This is a genomic window from Corynebacterium gottingense, assembly GCF_003693265.1.
Taxonomy (GTDB): Bacteria; Actinomycetota; Actinomycetes; order Mycobacteriales; family Mycobacteriaceae; genus Corynebacterium; species Corynebacterium gottingense.
The window spans coordinates 35,724-53,238 of the sequence record NZ_RDRE01000009.1; the positions used below are offsets into that span (position 1 = coordinate 35,724).

The 17,515-nt window shown below is 64.0% G+C and carries 16 protein-coding genes; 4 read left to right on the plus strand and 12 right to left on the minus strand.

Going from position 1 to position 17,515, the window contains the following annotated elements:
- Positions 1-34: 34 nt before the first annotated feature.
- The 3 genes from EAW56_RS07090 to EAW56_RS07100 all read right to left on the minus strand — a co-directional run bounded on the left by EAW56_RS07090 (position 35) and on the right by EAW56_RS07100 (position 4,273).
- A complete protein-coding gene (locus EAW56_RS07090; RefSeq protein ID WP_122085871.1) occupies positions 35-835 on the minus strand; it encodes a hypothetical protein in 801 nt (266 codons plus the stop codon).
- 87 nt (positions 836-922) lie between these two features.
- A complete protein-coding gene (gene exaC, locus EAW56_RS07095) occupies positions 923-2,443 on the minus strand; it encodes an acetaldehyde dehydrogenase ExaC (RefSeq protein WP_122085872.1) in 1,521 nt (506 codons plus the stop codon).
- Positions 2,444-2,545: 102 nt separating this feature from the next.
- Positions 2,546-4,273, minus strand: a complete 1,728-nt coding sequence (locus EAW56_RS07100; RefSeq protein ID WP_122085922.1) for a DUF5635 domain-containing protein — start codon at positions 4,271-4,273, stop codon at positions 2,546-2,548.
- 307 nt (positions 4,274-4,580) lie between these two features.
- On the opposite strand from EAW56_RS07100, the gene EAW56_RS07105 reads away from it, so the two are divergent.
- Both EAW56_RS07105 and EAW56_RS07110 read left to right on the plus strand, forming a co-directional pair.
- Entirely contained in the window at positions 4,581-5,879 is a 1,299-nt protein-coding gene (locus EAW56_RS07105; protein WP_122085924.1) for an AI-2E family transporter, read from the plus strand.
- A gap of 69 nt (positions 5,880-5,948) precedes the next feature.
- Positions 5,949-6,473 carry a type 1 glutamine amidotransferase domain-containing protein gene (locus EAW56_RS07110; RefSeq protein WP_095537503.1) on the plus strand — a complete coding sequence of 175 codons (525 nt, stop codon included), beginning with the start codon at positions 5,949-5,951 and terminating at the stop codon, positions 6,471-6,473.
- A gap of 3 nt (positions 6,474-6,476) precedes the next feature.
- Here the strand turns inward: EAW56_RS07110 and EAW56_RS07115 are convergent, their stop codons facing one another.
- The 7 genes from EAW56_RS07115 to EAW56_RS07145 are packed head-to-tail and all read right to left on the minus strand — an operon-like array spanning position 6,477 to position 13,086.
- The gene (locus EAW56_RS07115; RefSeq protein WP_095554773.1) at positions 6,477-7,418 is read right to left on the minus strand and encodes a sulfite exporter TauE/SafE family protein; all 942 of its coding nucleotides are present in this window, start codon (positions 7,416-7,418) and stop codon (positions 6,477-6,479) included.
- A complete protein-coding gene (locus EAW56_RS07120) occupies positions 7,411-8,100 on the minus strand; it encodes a sirohydrochlorin chelatase (RefSeq protein WP_095554772.1) in 690 nt (229 codons plus the stop codon). The genes EAW56_RS07115 and EAW56_RS07120 overlap by 8 nt, the downstream gene beginning before the upstream one ends.
- Positions 8,101-8,112: 12 nt before the next feature.
- The gene (locus tag EAW56_RS07125) at positions 8,113-9,402 is read right to left on the minus strand and encodes a sulfate adenylyltransferase subunit 1 (protein ID WP_122085874.1); all 1,290 of its coding nucleotides are present in this window, start codon (positions 9,400-9,402) and stop codon (positions 8,113-8,115) included.
- A complete protein-coding gene (gene cysD / locus EAW56_RS07130) occupies positions 9,402-10,334 on the minus strand; it encodes a sulfate adenylyltransferase subunit CysD (protein ID WP_122085875.1) in 933 nt (310 codons plus the stop codon). Before cysD ends, EAW56_RS07125 begins: the two co-directional genes overlap by 1 nt.
- Positions 10,335-10,370: 36 nt before the next feature.
- On the minus strand, positions 10,371-11,153 hold the full coding sequence (locus EAW56_RS07135; RefSeq protein WP_095554771.1) for a phosphoadenylyl-sulfate reductase: 783 nt from the start codon (positions 11,151-11,153) through the stop codon (positions 10,371-10,373).
- Positions 11,150-11,416, minus strand: coding sequence for a hypothetical protein (locus EAW56_RS07140; RefSeq protein WP_095546640.1), 267 nt, complete (start codon positions 11,414-11,416; stop codon positions 11,150-11,152). Before EAW56_RS07140 ends, EAW56_RS07135 begins: the two co-directional genes overlap by 4 nt.
- Positions 11,413-13,086, minus strand: a complete 1,674-nt coding sequence (locus tag EAW56_RS07145) for a nitrite/sulfite reductase (protein ID WP_095554770.1) — start codon at positions 13,084-13,086, stop codon at positions 11,413-11,415. Before EAW56_RS07145 ends, EAW56_RS07140 begins: the two co-directional genes overlap by 4 nt.
- Before the next feature lie 283 nt (positions 13,087-13,369).
- On the opposite strand from EAW56_RS07145, the gene EAW56_RS07150 reads away from it, so the two are divergent.
- On the plus strand, positions 13,370-14,746 hold the full coding sequence (locus tag EAW56_RS07150) for an FAD-dependent oxidoreductase (RefSeq protein WP_122085877.1): 1,377 nt from the start codon (positions 13,370-13,372) through the stop codon (positions 14,744-14,746).
- Between the two features lie 290 nt (positions 14,747-15,036).
- Here the strand turns inward: EAW56_RS07150 and EAW56_RS07155 are convergent, their stop codons facing one another.
- Both EAW56_RS07155 and EAW56_RS07160 read right to left on the minus strand, forming a co-directional pair.
- Positions 15,037-15,669, minus strand: coding sequence for a response regulator (locus tag EAW56_RS07155; protein WP_233127002.1), 633 nt, complete (start codon positions 15,667-15,669; stop codon positions 15,037-15,039).
- Positions 15,670-15,699: 30 nt separating this feature from the next.
- The gene (locus EAW56_RS07160; RefSeq protein WP_133064032.1) at positions 15,700-16,788 is read right to left on the minus strand and encodes a sensor histidine kinase; all 1,089 of its coding nucleotides are present in this window, start codon (positions 16,786-16,788) and stop codon (positions 15,700-15,702) included.
- Between the two features lie 320 nt (positions 16,789-17,108).
- On the opposite strand from EAW56_RS07160, the gene EAW56_RS07165 reads away from it, so the two are divergent.
- Complete coding sequence (locus EAW56_RS07165) at positions 17,109-17,507, plus strand: hypothetical protein (protein WP_095537492.1); 399 nt, start codon at positions 17,109-17,111, stop codon at positions 17,505-17,507.
- Positions 17,508-17,515: the final 8 nt, after the last annotated feature.

Sequence of the window (17,515 nt, forward strand, 5' to 3'; positions counted from 1 at the left end):
ACTTTTTATATTGTAGCAGCTCAGGGGACGTTTCTCACGGCTGGAATTGCGCCAAGGCGTCGTCAACAAACGGTCGCGCCGCGTAGCCCAGGCCGACGAGCGCGAACAGACCGAGCACGACGCCCGCGATGCCGAGCCCGGTGGTCTGGCTCGACGTCATGGAGCTTGCTGGCAGGACCGAGCTGCCGCGCGTCCTGCCGTCAGCGCAGTCCGAAAACGCCTGACTGTAGGACAGGATCGGCGCGGCGAACTCGGGCGCGTGGGTCTTGGCGGCGTCGATGATTCCGTCGCGGATGTCCACAAGGCTCGTGCCAAACAGGATGCCGCCGACGGTCCCGCCGACCACGGGACCGAAGTCCACGCCGTGGAGCGGCCCCTCCTCGCGCGCCTTGGCCGGAGTGATCGTGATCGTTTGGTCCGTAATCACGTCCTTCTTGGCGGCGTTGAGGAATCCGACCATGCGCCAGTACTTATCCTTTTGCGTCCCCAGCGCGAGCGCCGCCTGCGCGGCGGAGACCTTCTTGTCCGCGGGGACGGGCAGGTCGCTGGCGCTTGCCACGTCCTTTCGCACGCCGTATTCCCAGACGATTTCGGCTTGCGCCTGGGCGTCGTCACCCTCAACACTGTCGCGGACCTGCTCGCCCAGCCGAGTAAACAACGCGGAGTAGGCACCGTTGACGCGCTCGGTGTCCGTGTCCGTAAAAGTGATGGTGCACTGGTCTTTGTCGGAGTCGTAAGTGGTTTCGTAGGCGTTCGCGTGCGGGACGACGAGCGCCGAGGCAGAAAGCGCAGCGGCGAGGGCGGCGCCGGCGCAGCGCCTGGTGGTGTAGTTCACGTAGAGTGCTCTTTTCTTGAATGCAGGTTGGCCCCGCGGTCCGCGCATGGGGAGCGGGACGGCGGGGCGTCGATAAGCGAGGGGCTCTTAGAACAGCCCGGTCTCATTCTCGTCGTAGGAGACGAGCAAATTCTTGGTCTGCTGGTAGTGGCCCAGCATCATGAGGTGGTTCTCGCGGCCGATGCCGGACTGCTTGTAGCCGCCGAACGCCGCGTGGGCCGGGTAGGAGTGGTACTGGTTCACCCACACACGACCAGCCTGGATGGCGCGGCCAGCGCGGTAGATCGTGTTCTGGCTGCGGGACCACACGCCGGCACCGAGACCGTAGATCGTGTCGTTGGCAATGCGGATCGCCTCGTCGTAGTCCTTGAAGGTGGTCACGGACATGACCGGGCCGAAGATCTCGTCCTGGAAAATCTTCATGTCGTTGGTGCCCTTGAACACGGTCGGCTCAATGTAGAAGCCGTTCTCCAGCCCCTCAAGCTTGTTCACGTGGCCACCGGTGAGCGTCTCCGCGCCCTCCTTCGGGCCGAGCTCCAGGTAGCTGGTGATCTTGTCCATCTGCTCCTGCGAGGCCTGTGCGCCCATCTGCACGTCCGTATCCAGCGGGTTGCCCACCTTGATCTGCTTGACGCGCTGAACGCCGAGCTCGAGGAACTCGTCCGCGATGGACTCGTGGATCAGGGCGCGCGACGGGCAGGTGCAGACCTCGCCCTGATTCAGCGCGAACATGGCGAAGCCCTCAATGGCCTTCTGCTTGAAGCTGTCGTCGCGCGCGAGCACGTCCTCAAAGAACAGGGACGGGGACTTACCACCCAGCTCCAGGGTGACCGGGATGATCTTGTCCGCGGCCGCCTTGTTGATGATCTTGCCCACCTGGGTCGAGCCGGTGAACGCGATCTTGGCAATGCGGTCGGAGCCGCTCAGCGCCGCACCGGCCTCGTCGCCGTAGCCGTTGACCACGTTGACCACGCCAGCCGGGATGAGGTCACCGATCAGGTCCATCAGGTAGAGGATGGAGGCCGGGGTCTGCTCCGCCGGCTTCATCACCACTGCGTTACCCGCGGCCAGCGCCGGGGCGAGCTTCCACACCGCCATGAGCAGCGGGAAGTTCCACGGGATGATCTGGCCGACCACGCCGAGAGGCTCGTTGAAGTGGTAGGCGACCATGTTGTCGTCGATCTGGCTGAGGCGGCCCTCCTGGGCGCGGATCGCGCCCGCGAAATAGCGGAAGTGGTCAATTGCCAGCGGGATGTCGGCGGCGAGCGTCTCGCGCACGGCCTTGCCGTTCTCCCAGGTCTCGGCCACCGCGATGTCCTCGAGGTGCTCCTCCATGCGGTCCGCGATGCGGTGCAGCATGAGCGCACGCTCCGCCACCGAGGTCTTCCCGAACACGGGCGCCGCCTTGTGCGCGGCGTCCAGCGCCAAGTTGATGTCCGCCTCCTTGCCGCGCGCGACGCGGCAGAAAGTCTCGCCGGTGACCGGGGTGATGTTGTCAAAGTACTCGCCGTCCACCGGCGCGACCCAGTCGCCGCCAATGTAGTTGTCGTACTGCTCGCGGTACTTCACGCTGGAGCCGGCGGTGCCGGGGTTGGGGTAGACAGTCACGTTCTGTTTCCTTTCGCGGTTTAGGAATGGAATGTGACCCACCCTACACCACAGGACTGACGAGAGCTAGGGCATAGCGCCTATCGACGCCCCGCCAACCCCTCACACCTGCTCAAAACGGGATGCACGCCCCTGCCCCTTCGGGACTATGTCGCCCCTGTCCGCTATCCCATCCAAGAGGCGCTTCGACGTCCCCCGAGCGACGCCGGTAAGACGCATAAAATCACCAGTAGTGATCGCTTCGTGGACGCTCAGCCAACGCTCGACAGTGCACGTCGCCTCCAACGGGTCAGTGGTTCGGTACGGCAGCAACTCGCGCACCGGATCTTCGTTGCGATGCCGCTCAATTCGGTCCACCGTGGTCTCCCCGAGCACCCACACATCGTTGTACTTGGCAACGATCGGGGTGGCGTCGACAAGCGTCTGCTTCGCCACATCAAGCGCCGCCTGCGCAGATTCCGCAGATGCCTGGAGTTGCTCCGCAAGCTGGGACGGAGTGATAAACGGATGATAAAGAAGGTGGTAGAGCAAGATGCTGAGGCGATAATCCTCCTTGCGTTCCGCAGGGCGCAAGGAGTTCATTACCTCAAGCACGGGCGTGGAAGGCATGCCGCCGCGCAACGTGACTTCAACGGAAACACCACTTACCTCTTCGATCTGCGGCGGGTTGTGCCCAAGCGCGATCATCGCGCGGTACATGCGGTCAATGCCGACCCCCTGTTTATCCACAAGCCCGGTCGCACGGAACAAATCTGCAAGCGCCGGGTACCTCGCTTCACGCTGCGTGAGAATGTTTGACGCATTCACATGTCCTACGAATCCGCCCGGACTGTGGACTTCCAGCATCGCGTCCGAATCAGTCCACCGCACCTCCGTCGGCCCGGACCTGTTCCAATCTCGGTGAATAACACCGTTGAGGACCGCTTCACGCACCGCACTGCGCGGTAACTGCCGGATCGGCACGTGGCTAAAACCGTGTTCCACCGTGACCTGAGAGTTGAGCACATCCAGTGCGGTTTCTACTTGATAGATTTGCTCCGCCAACGACTGTTCCGGCACCGGCGCCACTCGGTTGCGCACGCTTCCACTTGGGACATCGAACTGCGTGAGCTCTAGGCCAACGGTTCCCAGGCTAGTTACCAACATCGCTGCAGCAGCAGAAAGTCGACCATCACTGCGGAGCGCCCCAAGAGAGCGGAGGAGCTCCTCATCGGTCTGCTCCCATGGTTCTGCCTGTCGCCACTTTCGCAGGATCGAAAGCGCCTCTGGTCGTGCGTCGGCAGCAGTGCGCTCGGAAGCAATTGCCGTTAGGTCGAAAGACTGCATCGACGCACGATGCTGCCACCACTCCGAGCGATCAACCGGCTGACACGAATCATCTACACGCCAGCGCAAACGATCAGACGTATCCTCAACAGGTGCCGGCGCCTGGCTGACAAGGATAACCAACAACCGAAACCCCTCGACTTGACGCGCCGAAATATCCGGAGCCACCCCGACCCGTGAGTTAATCTCCTGCCTCAGCCAATCAATGCTCAGCTCTGTGCCGAGTAAGCGCCCTGTGCCGTCTTCCACACCTACGATCAGGGCACCACCGCCGGGAGAATTCGCCATGCACGCCACTTCATCGGCAAGCTTGGTGGCAGCATCCGGATTCTCAGGCCGCCCCGGCAACAGCTCGCGCCCCTGCCTACGTCCAGCTTCTTCCTTAAAATCGATCGCCTGGGTTTCTTTTGTCCCCCTGAGACAGCCATCTTCTACCGAATCGAGAATCTGGGCAACCTCGCGCAGCAAGAATGCGCGGTGTTCCATTCCGCCGATCACTGCCATGTCCATCCTCCTCGTGTGCGAATCTCACAACAATCGCCAAAATAGCAAAAGATTGATAGATTAGACACCCCCTTAATCTGTCAATAATTCGCCAAATGACAAAACGCTGACAGATTAGGCACCCCCTTAATCTCACAATGAATCGTCATTCCAAGAGACTCCGGATGATTCTGCGTTCAACTCGACGCCGCGCCCAGCCCGGCCGACTCATGCGTTTCCGCGTATATCTGGCAGAATCAACGGGGTGAACAAGAAGAATTCCCACGACTTCGTCGGCGCGCTCGATACAGAGGCCCACGACGTCGACATGAAGCCCACCCCGGCCGACGCCGCCCAGGAGCTCTCCCAAGAGCCCACCGACCGCGGCGAGGTCATCGCCGCAGATGGTCGCACCGCCGCCGCATGGGCGCTGCGCTTCATCATCATCGTCGCCGCCACCGCACTGGTGCTCTACCTGCTCAAGTTCGTGTGGATGGGCCTGCTGCCCATCTTCCTCGCCCTCATCGTGTCCACGGTCCTCTGGCCGCCGGTGCGCTGGCTGCGCTCCAAGAAGTTCCCCGCGGCCCTCGCCACCTTCACGGTGATCATCGGCTTCTTCGGCATCATCGGCGGCATCTTCGCTGCGATGGGCCCGACCGTGAAGAAGCAGGGCACGCAGCTCTACGACCAGGCCGGACAGGGCGTCTACCAGATCATCGCCTGGGTCAACGAGCGCGTCGACCCCTCCATCATTGACCCGAACAAGATCCGTGAGCAGATCTCGCAGGTGACCGACGCGCTGCGCGGGCAGGCGTCGAATATCGCTTCCGGCGTCTTCTCCGGCATCGGCGCGATCGCCTCGGTGGGCACCACCCTGGTGCTCACGCTGATCCTCACCTTCTTCTTCCTCAAAGACGGCGACGGCTTCCTACCGTGGCTGCGCAAGTACGTCGGCGTGAAGGCCGGCTGGCACCTCACCGAGGTGTGCATGCGCTCCTGGAACACGCTGTCCGGGTTCATCCGCACGCAGGCAATCGTGTCGGGCGTGGACGCCATCTTCATCGGCATCGGCCTCCTCGTCCTGGGCGTGCCGCTGTGGCCGGTCCTGGCTGTGGTGACCTTCTTCGCGGGCTTCATCCCGATCGTCGGTGCGTTTACCGCTGGCGCCTTGGCCGTGATCATCGCGCTTGTGTCCAACGGGTTCATGAACGCCGTGTTCGTGCTCATCCTCATCATCGCCGTGCAGCAGATCGAGGGCAACGTCCTCCAGCCGATCCTGCAATCTCAGGCAATGGGCCTGCACGCCGCGATCGTGCTGCTCGCTGTCGCACTCGGCGGCACCATCTTCGGCATCGTCGGCGCATTCCTCGCCGTCCCCGTCGCGGCGGTCGTCGCCGTGTGGTTCCGCTACTGGGCCGAGATGGTCTCGCTGAGGACCGGCGAGATCACGGCGGACGACATTCAAATATCCACCGCGCAGAGCGAGAGCCTGGATTCTAGGGAGGCGTTCCTGGCCGTCCGCAAGCGCATGGCAAGCATGGCCAAGCTGCAGAAACCAGGCCAGAAGGCAACCTTGGGCTCGACGAAGGTGCCGCTTGACGACGCCGCGCCCAAGGATTCCGACTAAAAGGTGGACAGATCACGCATCGGTGCTTACCGTAGGCGCCGTACTGATACCGACGAACGAAGGAGCATCGTGGCTGACCTGAACGGTAAGAAGATCGCAATCATCTCCACCAACGGTTTCGAGGATTCCGAGCTGACCTCCCCGAAGGAGGCCGTTGAGGCTGCGGGCGCTACCACCGCCGTCATCGCTCCGGAGACCGGCGAGATCACCGGCAAGAACGGCACGGCCGTGAAGGTGGACCTCACCACCGCGGATGCCAACGCCGCTGATTACGACGCGCTCATCCTCCCCGGCGGTACCGGCAACGCCGACGCCATCCGCGTCGATGCCCCGGCCGTCGCACTGGTCAAGGAGTTCAAGGCTGCGGACAAGGCCATCGGCGTCATCTGCCACGGTGGCTGGATCCTCACCGACGCCGACCTGCTCAAGGGCGTCAAGCTCACCTCGGTGGCAAACGTGAAGACCGACCTGGTCAACGCCGGCGCCAACTGGGTCGACGAGGAGGTCGTGGTCGACTCCGGCTTCATCTCGTCGCGCACCCCGGCCGACCTCGAGGCCTTCAACGCCGCGCTGGTTGAGGAGTTTGCCAAGTAAACCTTAGGCCGCGTGCACGGTAGCGGGCGCTGCCGGTTTCTCAACGGGAACCGGCGCGCCCGCTACCGCTTTTTTCGCTTCTCGCGCCTTGCGCACGCCGCGCCAGGACAACGCCGCCCCCACCACAAGCACGGCGGCGCGTGCGGCCCACAGCCCCCAGTCGGGCGCGTAGAATGCGGCGAGCACCTTCGGCAGGTTCAACGCCACGATGAGCGTGCCCACGACGCCGCCGAGCAGGATGGGGTTCAGCCGCGAGACAAGCCACGCTCCGATCGGGGCGGCGATCACGCCGCCGATCAGCAGCGCAACCACGGCAGCCAGGTTGGCCACCAGGTCGTGCCACATCCCGATGGCAAAGCCGGCGGTCGCGGCGGCGGTGACCAGGAACTCCGCGGTGTTCACGGTGCCCACGATGCGGCGCGGTTCGCTCCGCCCCGCGGCCAGCAGCGTGGAGGTAGTTACCGGCCCCCAGCCGCCGCCACCGGTCGCGTCCACGAACCCGCCGAACACTCCCAGCCCGCCCAGGAAGGGCACCGAGTGCGGTTTCGCGGAAAGCTTTCGCTGCGTGATCCCGCGGGAGAAGCGGATCATCAGGTTCAGGCCGATGAGCGCCAGGATGAGCGACATCACCGGCTGCGCGGCGTTGGCGGACAGGTTGGAGAGCACGGTCGCGCCGATGAACGCGCCGACCGCGCCCGGCACGCCGATCGACGCCACGACCTTCCAGTCCACGTTGCCAAAGCGCCAGTGCGCCACGCCCGCCGCCAGGGTGGTCCCCAGCTCTGCGGTGTGCACCACCGCGGACGCGCCGGCGGGCCCGAGGCCTGCCAGCATGACCAGCATGGTGGTGGAGGTCGCGCCGAAGCCCATGCCCAGGCCGCCGTCTACAAGCTGCGCCGCCAGGCCGGCGACCGCGATGAGCAGCAGCGTGCTGAATTTATACATGGGGTTCTCCTTCCAGCGCCGCGCGGTAGCGGTCGGCCACAATGTCCGCGAGCGCCGTGGTTAGGGGCTGCGAGGCCGTGGCCTCGGGGAACGGGTGCAGGGCGGCCCGCGCCTGGTCCAGGAGCAGGCCGTCCGAGACGAAGAGCGGGAGTAGGTGGATGGGGGTCTGCGCCGCGCGCTCGGCCAGGGTGTTCGGCCCGCCGCGCGTCGCGGCGATGAGGGACGTTGGGCGCCCAGTTCGCTTTTCGACGCCACCGCGCACCCCCTCGTACCGCGCCGCCTGCTCCGCGTCGGACGTGCCGACTGGGTAGATGACGAGGTGGGCGTGGGGTGGGGCGTCGGCAAGCGCTTGCTCGGCGAGCACCCCGACGAGGTCCTCCCCCAGCCCGATGCTGGAGGCGCGGGTGAGCGGGAGGGACTCGGCGGCGGCCCGCATGTGCGTGGGGACGTCGTTGCGGGCGTGGAAGGCGTCGGTGAATAGGAGCGGGACCACGATGGCGCGGTCCTGACCAAGCGACGCGAGGTGCCGCGCGGCGCCCTCCAGATCGGGCTCGTCGAACTCGAGGTGAGCGTCCGCGCCGGTGACGCCGAGCCGGTTGGCGGCCGCCGTGGTCAGCGCGCGTACACCGTCGCGGGCCCGCGGGTGGCGAGAACCGTGCGAGAGCGTGAGCAGGGCGACCATGGCGACACCGATCTAGCGCAGGCGCGCGCCCACCAGGCCGGCGGCGAGCGTGTTGCCGGAGGACTGGTCGATGAGCAGGAAGTTGCCCACCGCGCCGCGGGCGGCGTAATCCTCCACCGGGAGCTCGGCGGCGGTCTGGATGGTCACGTGCGCGATGTCGTTGAGGCGCACCGCGTCCGGGTCGAGGACATCCTTGTCCGCGGAGTCCAGGTCCAACACGCGGTCCACGCTGACCACGCGGGCGCGCTCGAGCGCCGTCCCGTAGCGCAGCTTCACGGCCTTGCCCGGGGTGACGTCCTTCTCCGAGAGGCCGACCACGGTGGCGGTGAACTCGCGCACGGGCTCCGGGCGCGTCCCGGCGGCGAGGAGGTCGCCGCGGACCAGGTCGATCTCGTCGGTAAGCCGCAGCGCGACGGACTCGCCCGCGCGGGCGGACTCCACCTCGCCGTCGGCGGTGTCGATGCCCGCGACGGTGGTGGTGCGGCCCTGCGGCGCGGTGACCGTGTCGCCGACGTGGATGGTGCCGGCGTTGATGCGGCCCGCGTACGCGCGGTAGTCGCTGGCGTGCTCGCGCAGCACGTACTGGATGTTGAAGCGGAAGTCCAGGTCAAGGGCGCGGCCGGAGTTCACCGGCACGTCCTCGAGCACCTCGAGCACCGTCGGGCCGGTGTACCAGTCCATGTTGGTAGAGCGCTCGGCCACGTTGTCGCCCTTGAGCGCGGAGATCGGCACCACGATGGGTTGCTCGATGCCCAGCTCGTGCGCCTTCGCTTCGAAGGTGTCCTTGATCTGGGTGAACGTGTCCTCGGAGTAGTCGACCAGGTCGATCTTGTTCACCGCGAGGATCACGGTGCGCACGCCCAGGAGCTTGGCCACGGTGAGGTGGCGAATCGTTTGCTCGACGACGCCGTTGCGGGCGTCGACAAGCAGCACGACCACCTGGGAGGTGGACATTCCGGTCACCGTGTTACGGGTGTACTGCACATGCCCCGGAGTGTCGGCGAGGATGAAGGTGCGCTTGTCGGTGGCGAAGTAGCGGTAGGCCACGTCGATGGTGATGCCCTGCTCACGCTCGGCGCGGAGGCCGTCCACGAGCAGGCTCAGGTCCAGGCCCTCGAAGCCGCGGTCCGCTGAGCTCTGCTCAACGGAGGCGAGCTGGTCGGCGAGCACGGACTTCGTGTCGTGCAGGAGGCGGCCGACGAAGGTGGACTTGCCGTCGTCGACGGAGCCGGCCGTGCACAGGCGCAGCGTCTGGCGCGAGGCCAACAGGTCGGTGGCGGTGGTCGGGGTTGCGACAGTCATCAGAAGTAACCTTCCTTCTTGCGGTCCTCCATGGCGGACTCGGACAGGCGGTCATCGGCACGCGTTGCGCCGCGCTCGGTGAGGGTGGAGTTGGCGATCTCGGCGAGGACCTCGTCGATCGTGGTCGCGTCGGAGTCAACGGCGCCGGTGCAGCTCATGTCGCCGACGGTGCGGTAGCGCACGCGGCGCGTCTCAAGCGTCTCACCCTCGCGGGGCCCGCCCCACTCGCCGGCGGTGAGCCACATGCCGTCGCGGTTGAACACCTCACGGTCGTGGGCGAAGTAGATCGGCGGCAGCTCGATGCCGCGCGCGCCGATATACTCCCACACGTCCGCCTCAGTCCAGTTGGAGATGGGGAACACGCGCACGTTTTCGCCGGGCAGGGTTGCGCCGTTGTACAGGTCCCACAGCTCGGGGCGCTGGCGGCGCGGGTCCCAGCCGCCGAAGGAGTCGCGCACGGAGAACACGCGCTCCTTCGCGCGGGCGCGTTCCTCGTCGCGGCGCGCGCCGCCGAGCACGGCGTTGTAGCCCACCTCGGCGATCGTCTCTACCAGCGGCACGGTCTGCAGCGGGTTGCGCGTCCCGTCGGGGCGCTCCTGCAGGTCACCGCGGTCGATCCAGTCCTGCACCTCGGCCACGCGAAGGCGGAGCCCATGCTTTTCGACGACCCTGTCACGGAACTCCAGCACCTCCGGGAAGTTGTGTCCCGTGTCCACGTGCAGCAGCTCGATCGGCGCCGTCGCCGGCGCGAAGGCGCGCAGCGCCAGCTCCAGGACGACGCAGGAGTCCTTGCCGCCGGAGAACAGCAGGCCAACCTTGTCGAATTGGCCAGCGACCTCCCGCAGGATGTGGATCGACTCGTCTTCCAGCTCTTTCAGGTGCGGTGAGAGCGCACCGCTGCCGGCGCGCTCCCCGTTCGTTGCAACAGTCATGTGGTCCTTCTACTCCTTGTCCCAGGTTCCAGCGATCTAGTCAGTGTGCAGGCCGCACTCGGTCTTCTGCGCAAACGCCCAGCGTCCCGAGCGGGGGTCCTCGCCCTCGGCCACCGGGAGCGTACAGGTCTCGCAGCCGATCGAGGGGTAGCCCTGGGTGGTCAGCGGGTGGATAATCAGGTCATTGTCCGCGATGTAGGCGTCGGTGTCCTCCAGCGTCCAGGTCACCAGCGGCGAAATCTTCAGCCGGCCCGTCTTGTCCAGGCTCAGCGCGGGTGCCTCGGCGCGGGTCGGGCCGTCGTCGCGGCGCACGCCGGTGATCCAGCCGACGTAGGGGCTCATGTGCACCGCCAGCGGCTCCACCTTGCGCATCCGGCAGCAGGCGGTGGGGTTCCGGCGGTACAGGTTCGGCCCGTACACTTCGTCCTGCTCGGCGCGGCTGAGCTGCGCGGTCGCGCGGACCAGGCGGTTGTCCGGGTAGCGCTGCTCCACCTTGTCCGCCACCTCGAGTGTCTCCGCGAAGTGGTACTCGGTGTCCAGGAAGAGGAAGTCGGCGCCCGGCAGGAACTGCTTGGACAGCTCCGCCAGGACCGTGTTCTCCATGGACAGCGTGACCACGAGCGGGCCTGGTGCGTGTTCGTGGGCCCAGGTGAGGATGTCGGCCGCGGTGGCGTCGTAAAGCGATGCGGCGTACTTGTCCACGAGCTCGGCGTTGCGCGCGGCGGTAGCCTCGTCGAGCGGTGCGGTCGTGGTCGGGCCGTCGGGGCTGACCTCGGGGTTTTTGTACTGCGAGCTGTCGCCCTGCAAAAGGTTGATCATTTCGTGCCTCCAGTGTTGCGCGCCACCGCGGTGTGCCCGTGGCGAGCGAGTGAATCTTGCAGTGCCTGCGGGGTGGACGGCGCGGGCGCGGGGGCGTGGTCCGGGTCATCCTGCCCGTAGAACTTCACCTCGAAGATACGCAGGCAGGCATCGCACTTCCATGCGAACTCGGTCTCCTCATCCGGCCACAGCCCCTCGCCCGAGCAATATGGGCAGAAGGTCGGGTGGTTGCGGTTCGGGTTCGGCTGGCGACGAAAGCTCATCGCAGCTGCTCCTCGTCGGCCCGCAGCAGGTACTCGCGGAAGAGTTCACCCTCTTCGCGGTTGTCCACGTAGTTCTGCACGACGCGGGTGACGTACTCGGTGAGCTCGGTCGACGCCACCTTGTGGCCGCGCAGCTTGCGGCCAAAGTTCGCGCCCTCGCCGACGGTGCCGCCCAGGTGCACCTGGAAGCCCTCGACGCGCTCGCCGTCCGCGTTGGTCACCGTCTGGCCCTTCAGGCCGATGTCGGAGACGTGGTGGCGAGCGCAGGCGTTGGGGCAGCCGTTGAGCGAGATGGTGATCGGGCTGTCCAGGTCGCCGAAGCGCTCCTCCAGCTCGTCTGCAAGCTCGATGGCGCGAGACTTGGTGGTCACGTGCGCGAGCTTGCAGTACTCGAGCCCGGTGCAGGAGAGCAGGCCGCGGCGGAACTCGCTGGGCTTGGAGTACAGGCCCAGGTTCTCCAGGTCCGCCTGCAGCGTCTCGACGCGCGCCGGGTCGATGTTGAGCACGAGCAGCTCCTTGAACGGGGTGAAGCGCATGGAGGTGGAGCCGTAGCGCTCGACCAGCTCGGAGACCTCGATGAGCTGCTCGCCGGACATGTGCCCCAGGGTGGGCTTGACGCCGAGGTAGACGTTGCCGTCGCGCTGCTCGTGCACGCCGATGTGGTCGCGGTCGATGAGGTTGGTGGGCGCCTTCGGGCCGTCGGGCAGCGCGTAGCCGAGGTACTCGTTCTCCAGGACCTCGCGGAACTTGGACACGCCCCACTTGGCCACTAGGAACTTCAGGCGGGCGCGGTTGCGGAGGCGTCGGTAGCCGTAATCGCGGAAGATGCGCACCACGCCGGCCCACACCTCGGGGACCTGCTCGAGGGTGACAAAGGCGCCGAGTGATTGCGCGAGCATCGGGTTGGTGGACAGGCCGCCGCCGACGTAGCACTCGAAGCCGGGGCCGAGCTCCGGGTGCTCGACGCCGATGAAGGCGAGGTCGTTGATCTCGTGGACGACGTCCTGGCGCGCGTTGCCGGAGATGGCGGTCTTGAACTTGCGCGGGAGGTTCTGGAACTCCTCGTTGGTGACGATGTCCTGGATCTCGCGGATCGCCGGGGTGGCGTCAATGATCTCGTCCTTGGCAATGCCCGCAACCGGCGAGCCCAGGACCACGCGCGGCACGTCGCCGCAGGCGTCCCACGTGTTCAGTCCAACGGACTCGAGCTTCTCCCAGATGGTGGGCACGTCCTCGATGCGCACCCAGTGCAGCTGGATGTTCTGCCGGTCGGTGAGGTCCACGGTGGAGCGCGCGTAGTCGCGCGAGATCTCGCCGACCACGCGGGCTTGCTCGGTGGAGCAGATGCCGCCGTCGAAGCGGATGCGCATCATGAAGTATTTGTCTTCCAGCACCGAGTTGTCCTCGCCGGTGTGCTCGCCGCCGAGGTTCTGCTTGCGCTGCGTGTACAGGCCGAGCCACTTGAAGCGCGGGTACAGGTCCTCGCGGTCGATCGAGTCAAACCCGCCCTTGGCGTAGGTGTCAATGACGCGCTGCTTGACCTCCAGGACGGGTTCGCGCTGCTTGAGCTCCTCGTCGTGGTTGAGGGGCTCGGTGCCGTCGATAAGCCACTGCCCCTCTGGCTTCTTCGCGCGCTCCTTCACGGCGCGGGTCGCCGTCGATGCTGGCATGCCTTCCTCCTTACTACACAGACCGAACGGTCTATGGTGTGCGGCACTAAATTTCCGTGCGGTCGAGTTTGCCGTACTGAGCGGTCTACGGCAAGTACTATTTCCTTTCCCCAGCTCATACAGAGGTTTTTGCCTGAATGTTTTCCAAATCGCACCGAGCGGTTCGCTTATCGACGCCACGTCGACCCCGCACCCCTTGACACCAACCCATTTTTAGACCAAGCTGTCTGTACGCTATATTGGTCCAGTATTAACGGTTCCCTACCTTGAAAGGACACCCTCAATGAGTTTGCGCGTCGCCGTCGTCGGCGCCGGCCCCGCCGGCATTTACGCCTCCGACCTCCTCCTCCGCAACGATGAGCACGACATCCACGTCGACCTCTTCGAGCAGATGCCCGCCCCCTTCGGGCTGATCCGTTACGGCGTCGCGCCCGACCACCCGCGTATCAAGGGCATTGTGAAGTCCCTGCACAAGGTGCTGGACAAGCCGCACCTGCGCCTGCTGGGTAACATCACCATCGGCCGCGACATCACCATTGATGAGCTGCGCGACTACTACGACGCCGTCGTGATCTCCACCGGCGCCGTGCGCGACCGCGAGCTGCGCATCCCGGGCGGCGAGAAGTCCATCGGCGCCGGCGAGTTCGTCGGCTTCTACGACGGCAACCCCCGCTTCGAGCGCGGCTGGAACCTGGACGCCCGCGAGGTCGCCGTCATCGGCGTGGGCAACGTCGCACTCGACATCTCCCGCATCCTGGCCAAGACCGGCGACGAGCTCCTGGTCACCGAGATCCCGGACAACGTGTACGAGTCCCTGAAGAACAACAAGGCGGAGACGGTCCACATGTTCGGCCGCCGCGGCCCCGCGCAGGCCAAGTTCACCCCGAAGGAGCTGCGCGAGATGGACCTCTCCGACACCATCCAGGTGCTCGTCGACCCGGAGGACATTGATTACGACGCCACCAGCGAAGAAGTCCGCCGCGCCGACAAGTCCGTCGACCTGAACTGCCAGGTCCTGGAGCAGTACGCCATGCGCGAGCCGGACGACGCGCCGCACAAGATCTACATCCACTTCTTCGAGGAGCCGGTCGAGGTGCTTACCGACGACTCCGGCGCCATCACCGGCCTCCGCACCGAGCGCCAGGAGCTGGACGGCAATGGCGGCATCACGGGCACCGGCAAGTTCACCGACTGGCCGGTCCAGCAGGTCTACCACGCGGTGGGCTACCGCTCCGAGCCCGTCGACGGCGTGCCCTTCGACGTGGAGCGCAACGTCATCCCGAACGACGGCGGCCACGTTCTGGAGACCATCGAGGACGGCGCCGGCTTTGAGGACAAGCTCTACGTCACCGGCTGGATCAAGCGCGGCCCGATCGGCCTGATCGGCAACACCAAGTCCGACGCGAAGGAAACCACCGACATGCTCATCGCCGACGCGGACGCCGGCAAGCTGGCCACCCCGTCGCACACCGGCCCGGACGAGATCCTCGAGCTGCTCGACGAGCGCAACATCCCCTACACCACCTGGGACGGCTGGTACCGACTGGACGAGGCCGAGCGCAAGCTGGGCGAGCAGTCTGCCCTGCCGCGCGAGCGCAAGAAGATCGTCGAGTGGGAGGAAATGGTCGAGCACGCCCGCAACGTGCCGCAGGTGCCCTAGGTATCTCTGGGAGGGCCGGCGAGTGCCGGCCCCTTGAGGTACAAGGCCCCGCCTGATCCGGTGCTAGCATTGCACCGTTTCTATTCGCCGTTGTCGTTTCCGCGCGCAAGGGGCCCAAATGCTTCTCATCCGTCTGCTCGGCAGGTATTCCAAGCAGTACTGGCCGGCCGCGCCCTTCTCAGGATCGGTTTCGGATCTCAAACCCGAGGTCAGCTGCGAATACCCAACCTGGGGGATCTGCACAAAGTAGCAGAAGTCCAGAGGCCGAGGAATGTGGATAGGGCCGCACTTCAGATAAGCTCAGCTTCCCTCACCAAGAGTGCCAGTTGAACGCGGTTATTGATTCCGAGTTCATCAAAAATCTTCGTCAAGTGGGTTTTGACCGTAGCGGTTGATAACAACATCGCTCTCGCTATCTCCTGATTAGTTAAGCTCTGTGCAACTAAGATCGCTATTTCCGTTTCCCTTTCGCTAAGGCCCGCTAGGGCCTGTTGAGCTTGAACCCGCCGATTAACCTGGCCGTCCCGGGTGTACGCGTCAAGCAGGATGCGAGTATGACGAGGGGAAAGAGTGACCTTGCCAGCGGAGGTGTCCCTAATTGCTTGGATTACGGATTCAGGAGGCGCGTCTTTCAATAGGAACCCGATAGCACCGGCCTCAAGGACCTCCATGACGGTCGATTCGTTATCGAATGCAGTCATCATCAATATTGCTTGGCTATGCCCAGTCTTGAGAATCGATTCGGCAACTTGAAGGCCTGCAACGTTTGGCATCCGGACGTCCAGAACAACCACGTCGGGACGCAGACTCGGAAGCTGATCAATAGCCTCAGCACCGCTTCCTGCTTCGCCGACAACTTCGATATCGTCGGTCGCTTGGAGTATGAACTTCAAGCCCCGGCGAACCATCGGATCATCATCCACTAGGTACACACGTATCATCCGATGGTTTCCCTACGCGATCACCGATTTGGGCCAAGGGACTATAACGTGTAGTTCAAAGCGACCGGACCGTTCTCCAAACCGCACAACGCCACCGAACTTGCTTACTCGCCGTTCTACCCGTTTCAAACCCGTCCCACGGCGCTTCTTAACTAGATCTCCCGATTCAACCTCACGCACGGAGTTCTGGATATAGATTTGTAATTCGCCTCCTTCACTGCCACTCAGTTCAACAGAAATCGGGCTTTGTGGAGCATGAACACTAGCATTGGCTAGAGCCTCTCGAACTACTTGCGAGACGAGCTGGCGCATTTCCCGTGGCATTTCATCCACCTGGCGAAGCGATCTAGTGTTCAGCGTAATGTCGGCCCCGCTTCTCCGATTTTCAGCCACGATCGCAGCTAAATCTTCGGGGGCCTGGAAAGCCGACGCATCGTCCAAGCGGTCAATAAGAACTCTGAGGTCCGCTAACGTCTCTACCGCGGTCTCTCGTATCAATTGAGCGTTCTCCTTGATCACGTCGGGGCCAGCTTCGGAGTTGACCTCGAGGCCACCCGCTTGCAGTGACAACAACGCTAGCTTATGGCCAACATGATCGTGCGCTTCATTGGCGATCCGGGCTCGCTCCCTGAGGACGGCCTCTGTAGCCACCCTTTGCCGCTCTAGCTCTTTATGCTGCGCAATCACCCGGTACGACTCAACCAGATTTCTATTGTAGGAAATAACCAGCCCAGCCAGGAACGGCACAATGACGAGAACCGTGCCTTCAACCAGCCAGGCAATAGTTGGATCATTGGTTTCCTTCTCACCCGCCTGAACAGTGACGATCGTTTCCTTCTCCGACCACCCGACTCGGCAGAGGACGAAGGCAGCGACCACAGCCGCGAAACTGCCCCATCCTCGCTTACGCAGTGCCAAGTTGAACACGGTCGGAAGAAAGAAGACGTTAGTTGCAAAAAGAGCACAAACTGCTGGCGGAAAAAGAACCAGAAAGGGATGTCGTTTGCGTTGAAATTGCAGCGCGATCATCAATGCGATTAGCGCTATTAACGCCACCCGACTTTGCTCGCTAGCTCCGCTCAGTGAGACGAAACCGATCAAGCAGATTGACGCAAGGTAGATGAGGTCGCTCCACGTCTGACCCCCAAAAGGGACCGTCACCCGAATCTGAGACTACGCGCTCCAAAGTGACGCCCCCTTTTAGTCGCAAAGATCCTTGACCAGCAAGAAACAGGCGGAACATTGCGCAATTCTAGCTCGTCAACACACACTCGGGCAACTGAGGATTCATAGCTACTTGGCCAAATTTTTAAATGTCCAGTTGGCCGATACCCGGATCGGACCCGGTAATTTAAACTGAGGATGGCGGTCAAACGGTCGCCCTCCCCACTGAAGTCATCGGAAATAGAAAGGAGTACACGTTGGACAAGGAAAACGTTGCCCCGTTCGAAATGGAGCGGATCGACTACCCGGTAATCGAGGAAGACGCTCCAATGCCCCCATTGAGCCAGGAGATGGTCCGACAGGAAGCAAAGCAGGGGCTTCTCGAGATCAGAGATTTTGTGACCGGGGACGAGTTTGTCGCGATGCTGCAAGAACTGTATGCGCTACCGGTTCAGGAACGCGACGAGTTCGTTCGAGGCACGATCCTCGACGAAGATGAGTTAGAAGATCGAGGTATCCATGTGCCTGAGGGCCTGAAGATCCAACGTTCGCGGTTTGGCGACGGCCGACCCACTCTGTTTTGCGTGGCGAAACTCTTGTCAGACGGGGTCAGGAAAGTGACCTACACGTTCGACAGCGACGCGGCACTAGCTTAAGAGGTGCA

Bases quoted from the DNA above. Each gene is read 5' to 3' on its own strand.
- cysD (WP_122085875.1), bottom strand. From the start codon at position 10,334: ATGACTGTTGCAACGAACGGGGAGCGCGCCGGCAGCGGTGCGCTCTCA.
- EAW56_RS07125 (WP_122085874.1), bottom strand. From the start codon at position 9,402: ATGACTGTCGCAACCCCGACCACCGCCACCGACCTGTTGGCCTCGCGC.
- EAW56_RS07115 (WP_095554773.1), bottom strand. From the start codon at position 7,418: ATGTATAAATTCAGCACGCTGCTGCTCATCGCGGTCGCCGGCCTGGCG.
- EAW56_RS07100 (WP_122085922.1), bottom strand. From the start codon at position 4,273: ATGGCAGTGATCGGCGGAATGGAACACCGCGCATTCTTGCTGCGCGAG.
- EAW56_RS07135 (WP_095554771.1), bottom strand. From the start codon at position 11,153: ATGATCAACCTTTTGCAGGGCGACAGCTCGCAGTACAAAAACCCCGAG.
- EAW56_RS07120 (WP_095554772.1), bottom strand. From the start codon at position 8,100: ATGGTCGCCCTGCTCACGCTCTCGCACGGTTCTCGCCACCCGCGGGCC.
- EAW56_RS07145 (WP_095554770.1), bottom strand. From the start codon at position 13,086: ATGCCAGCATCGACGGCGACCCGCGCCGTGAAGGAGCGCGCGAAGAAG.
- EAW56_RS07105 (WP_122085924.1), top strand. From the start codon at position 4,581: ATGAAGCCCACCCCGGCCGACGCCGCCCAGGAGCTCTCCCAAGAGCCC.
- EAW56_RS07150 (WP_122085877.1), top strand. From the start codon at position 13,370: ATGAGTTTGCGCGTCGCCGTCGTCGGCGCCGGCCCCGCCGGCATTTAC.
- EAW56_RS07140 (WP_095546640.1), bottom strand. From the start codon at position 11,416: ATGAGCTTTCGTCGCCAGCCGAACCCGAACCGCAACCACCCGACCTTC.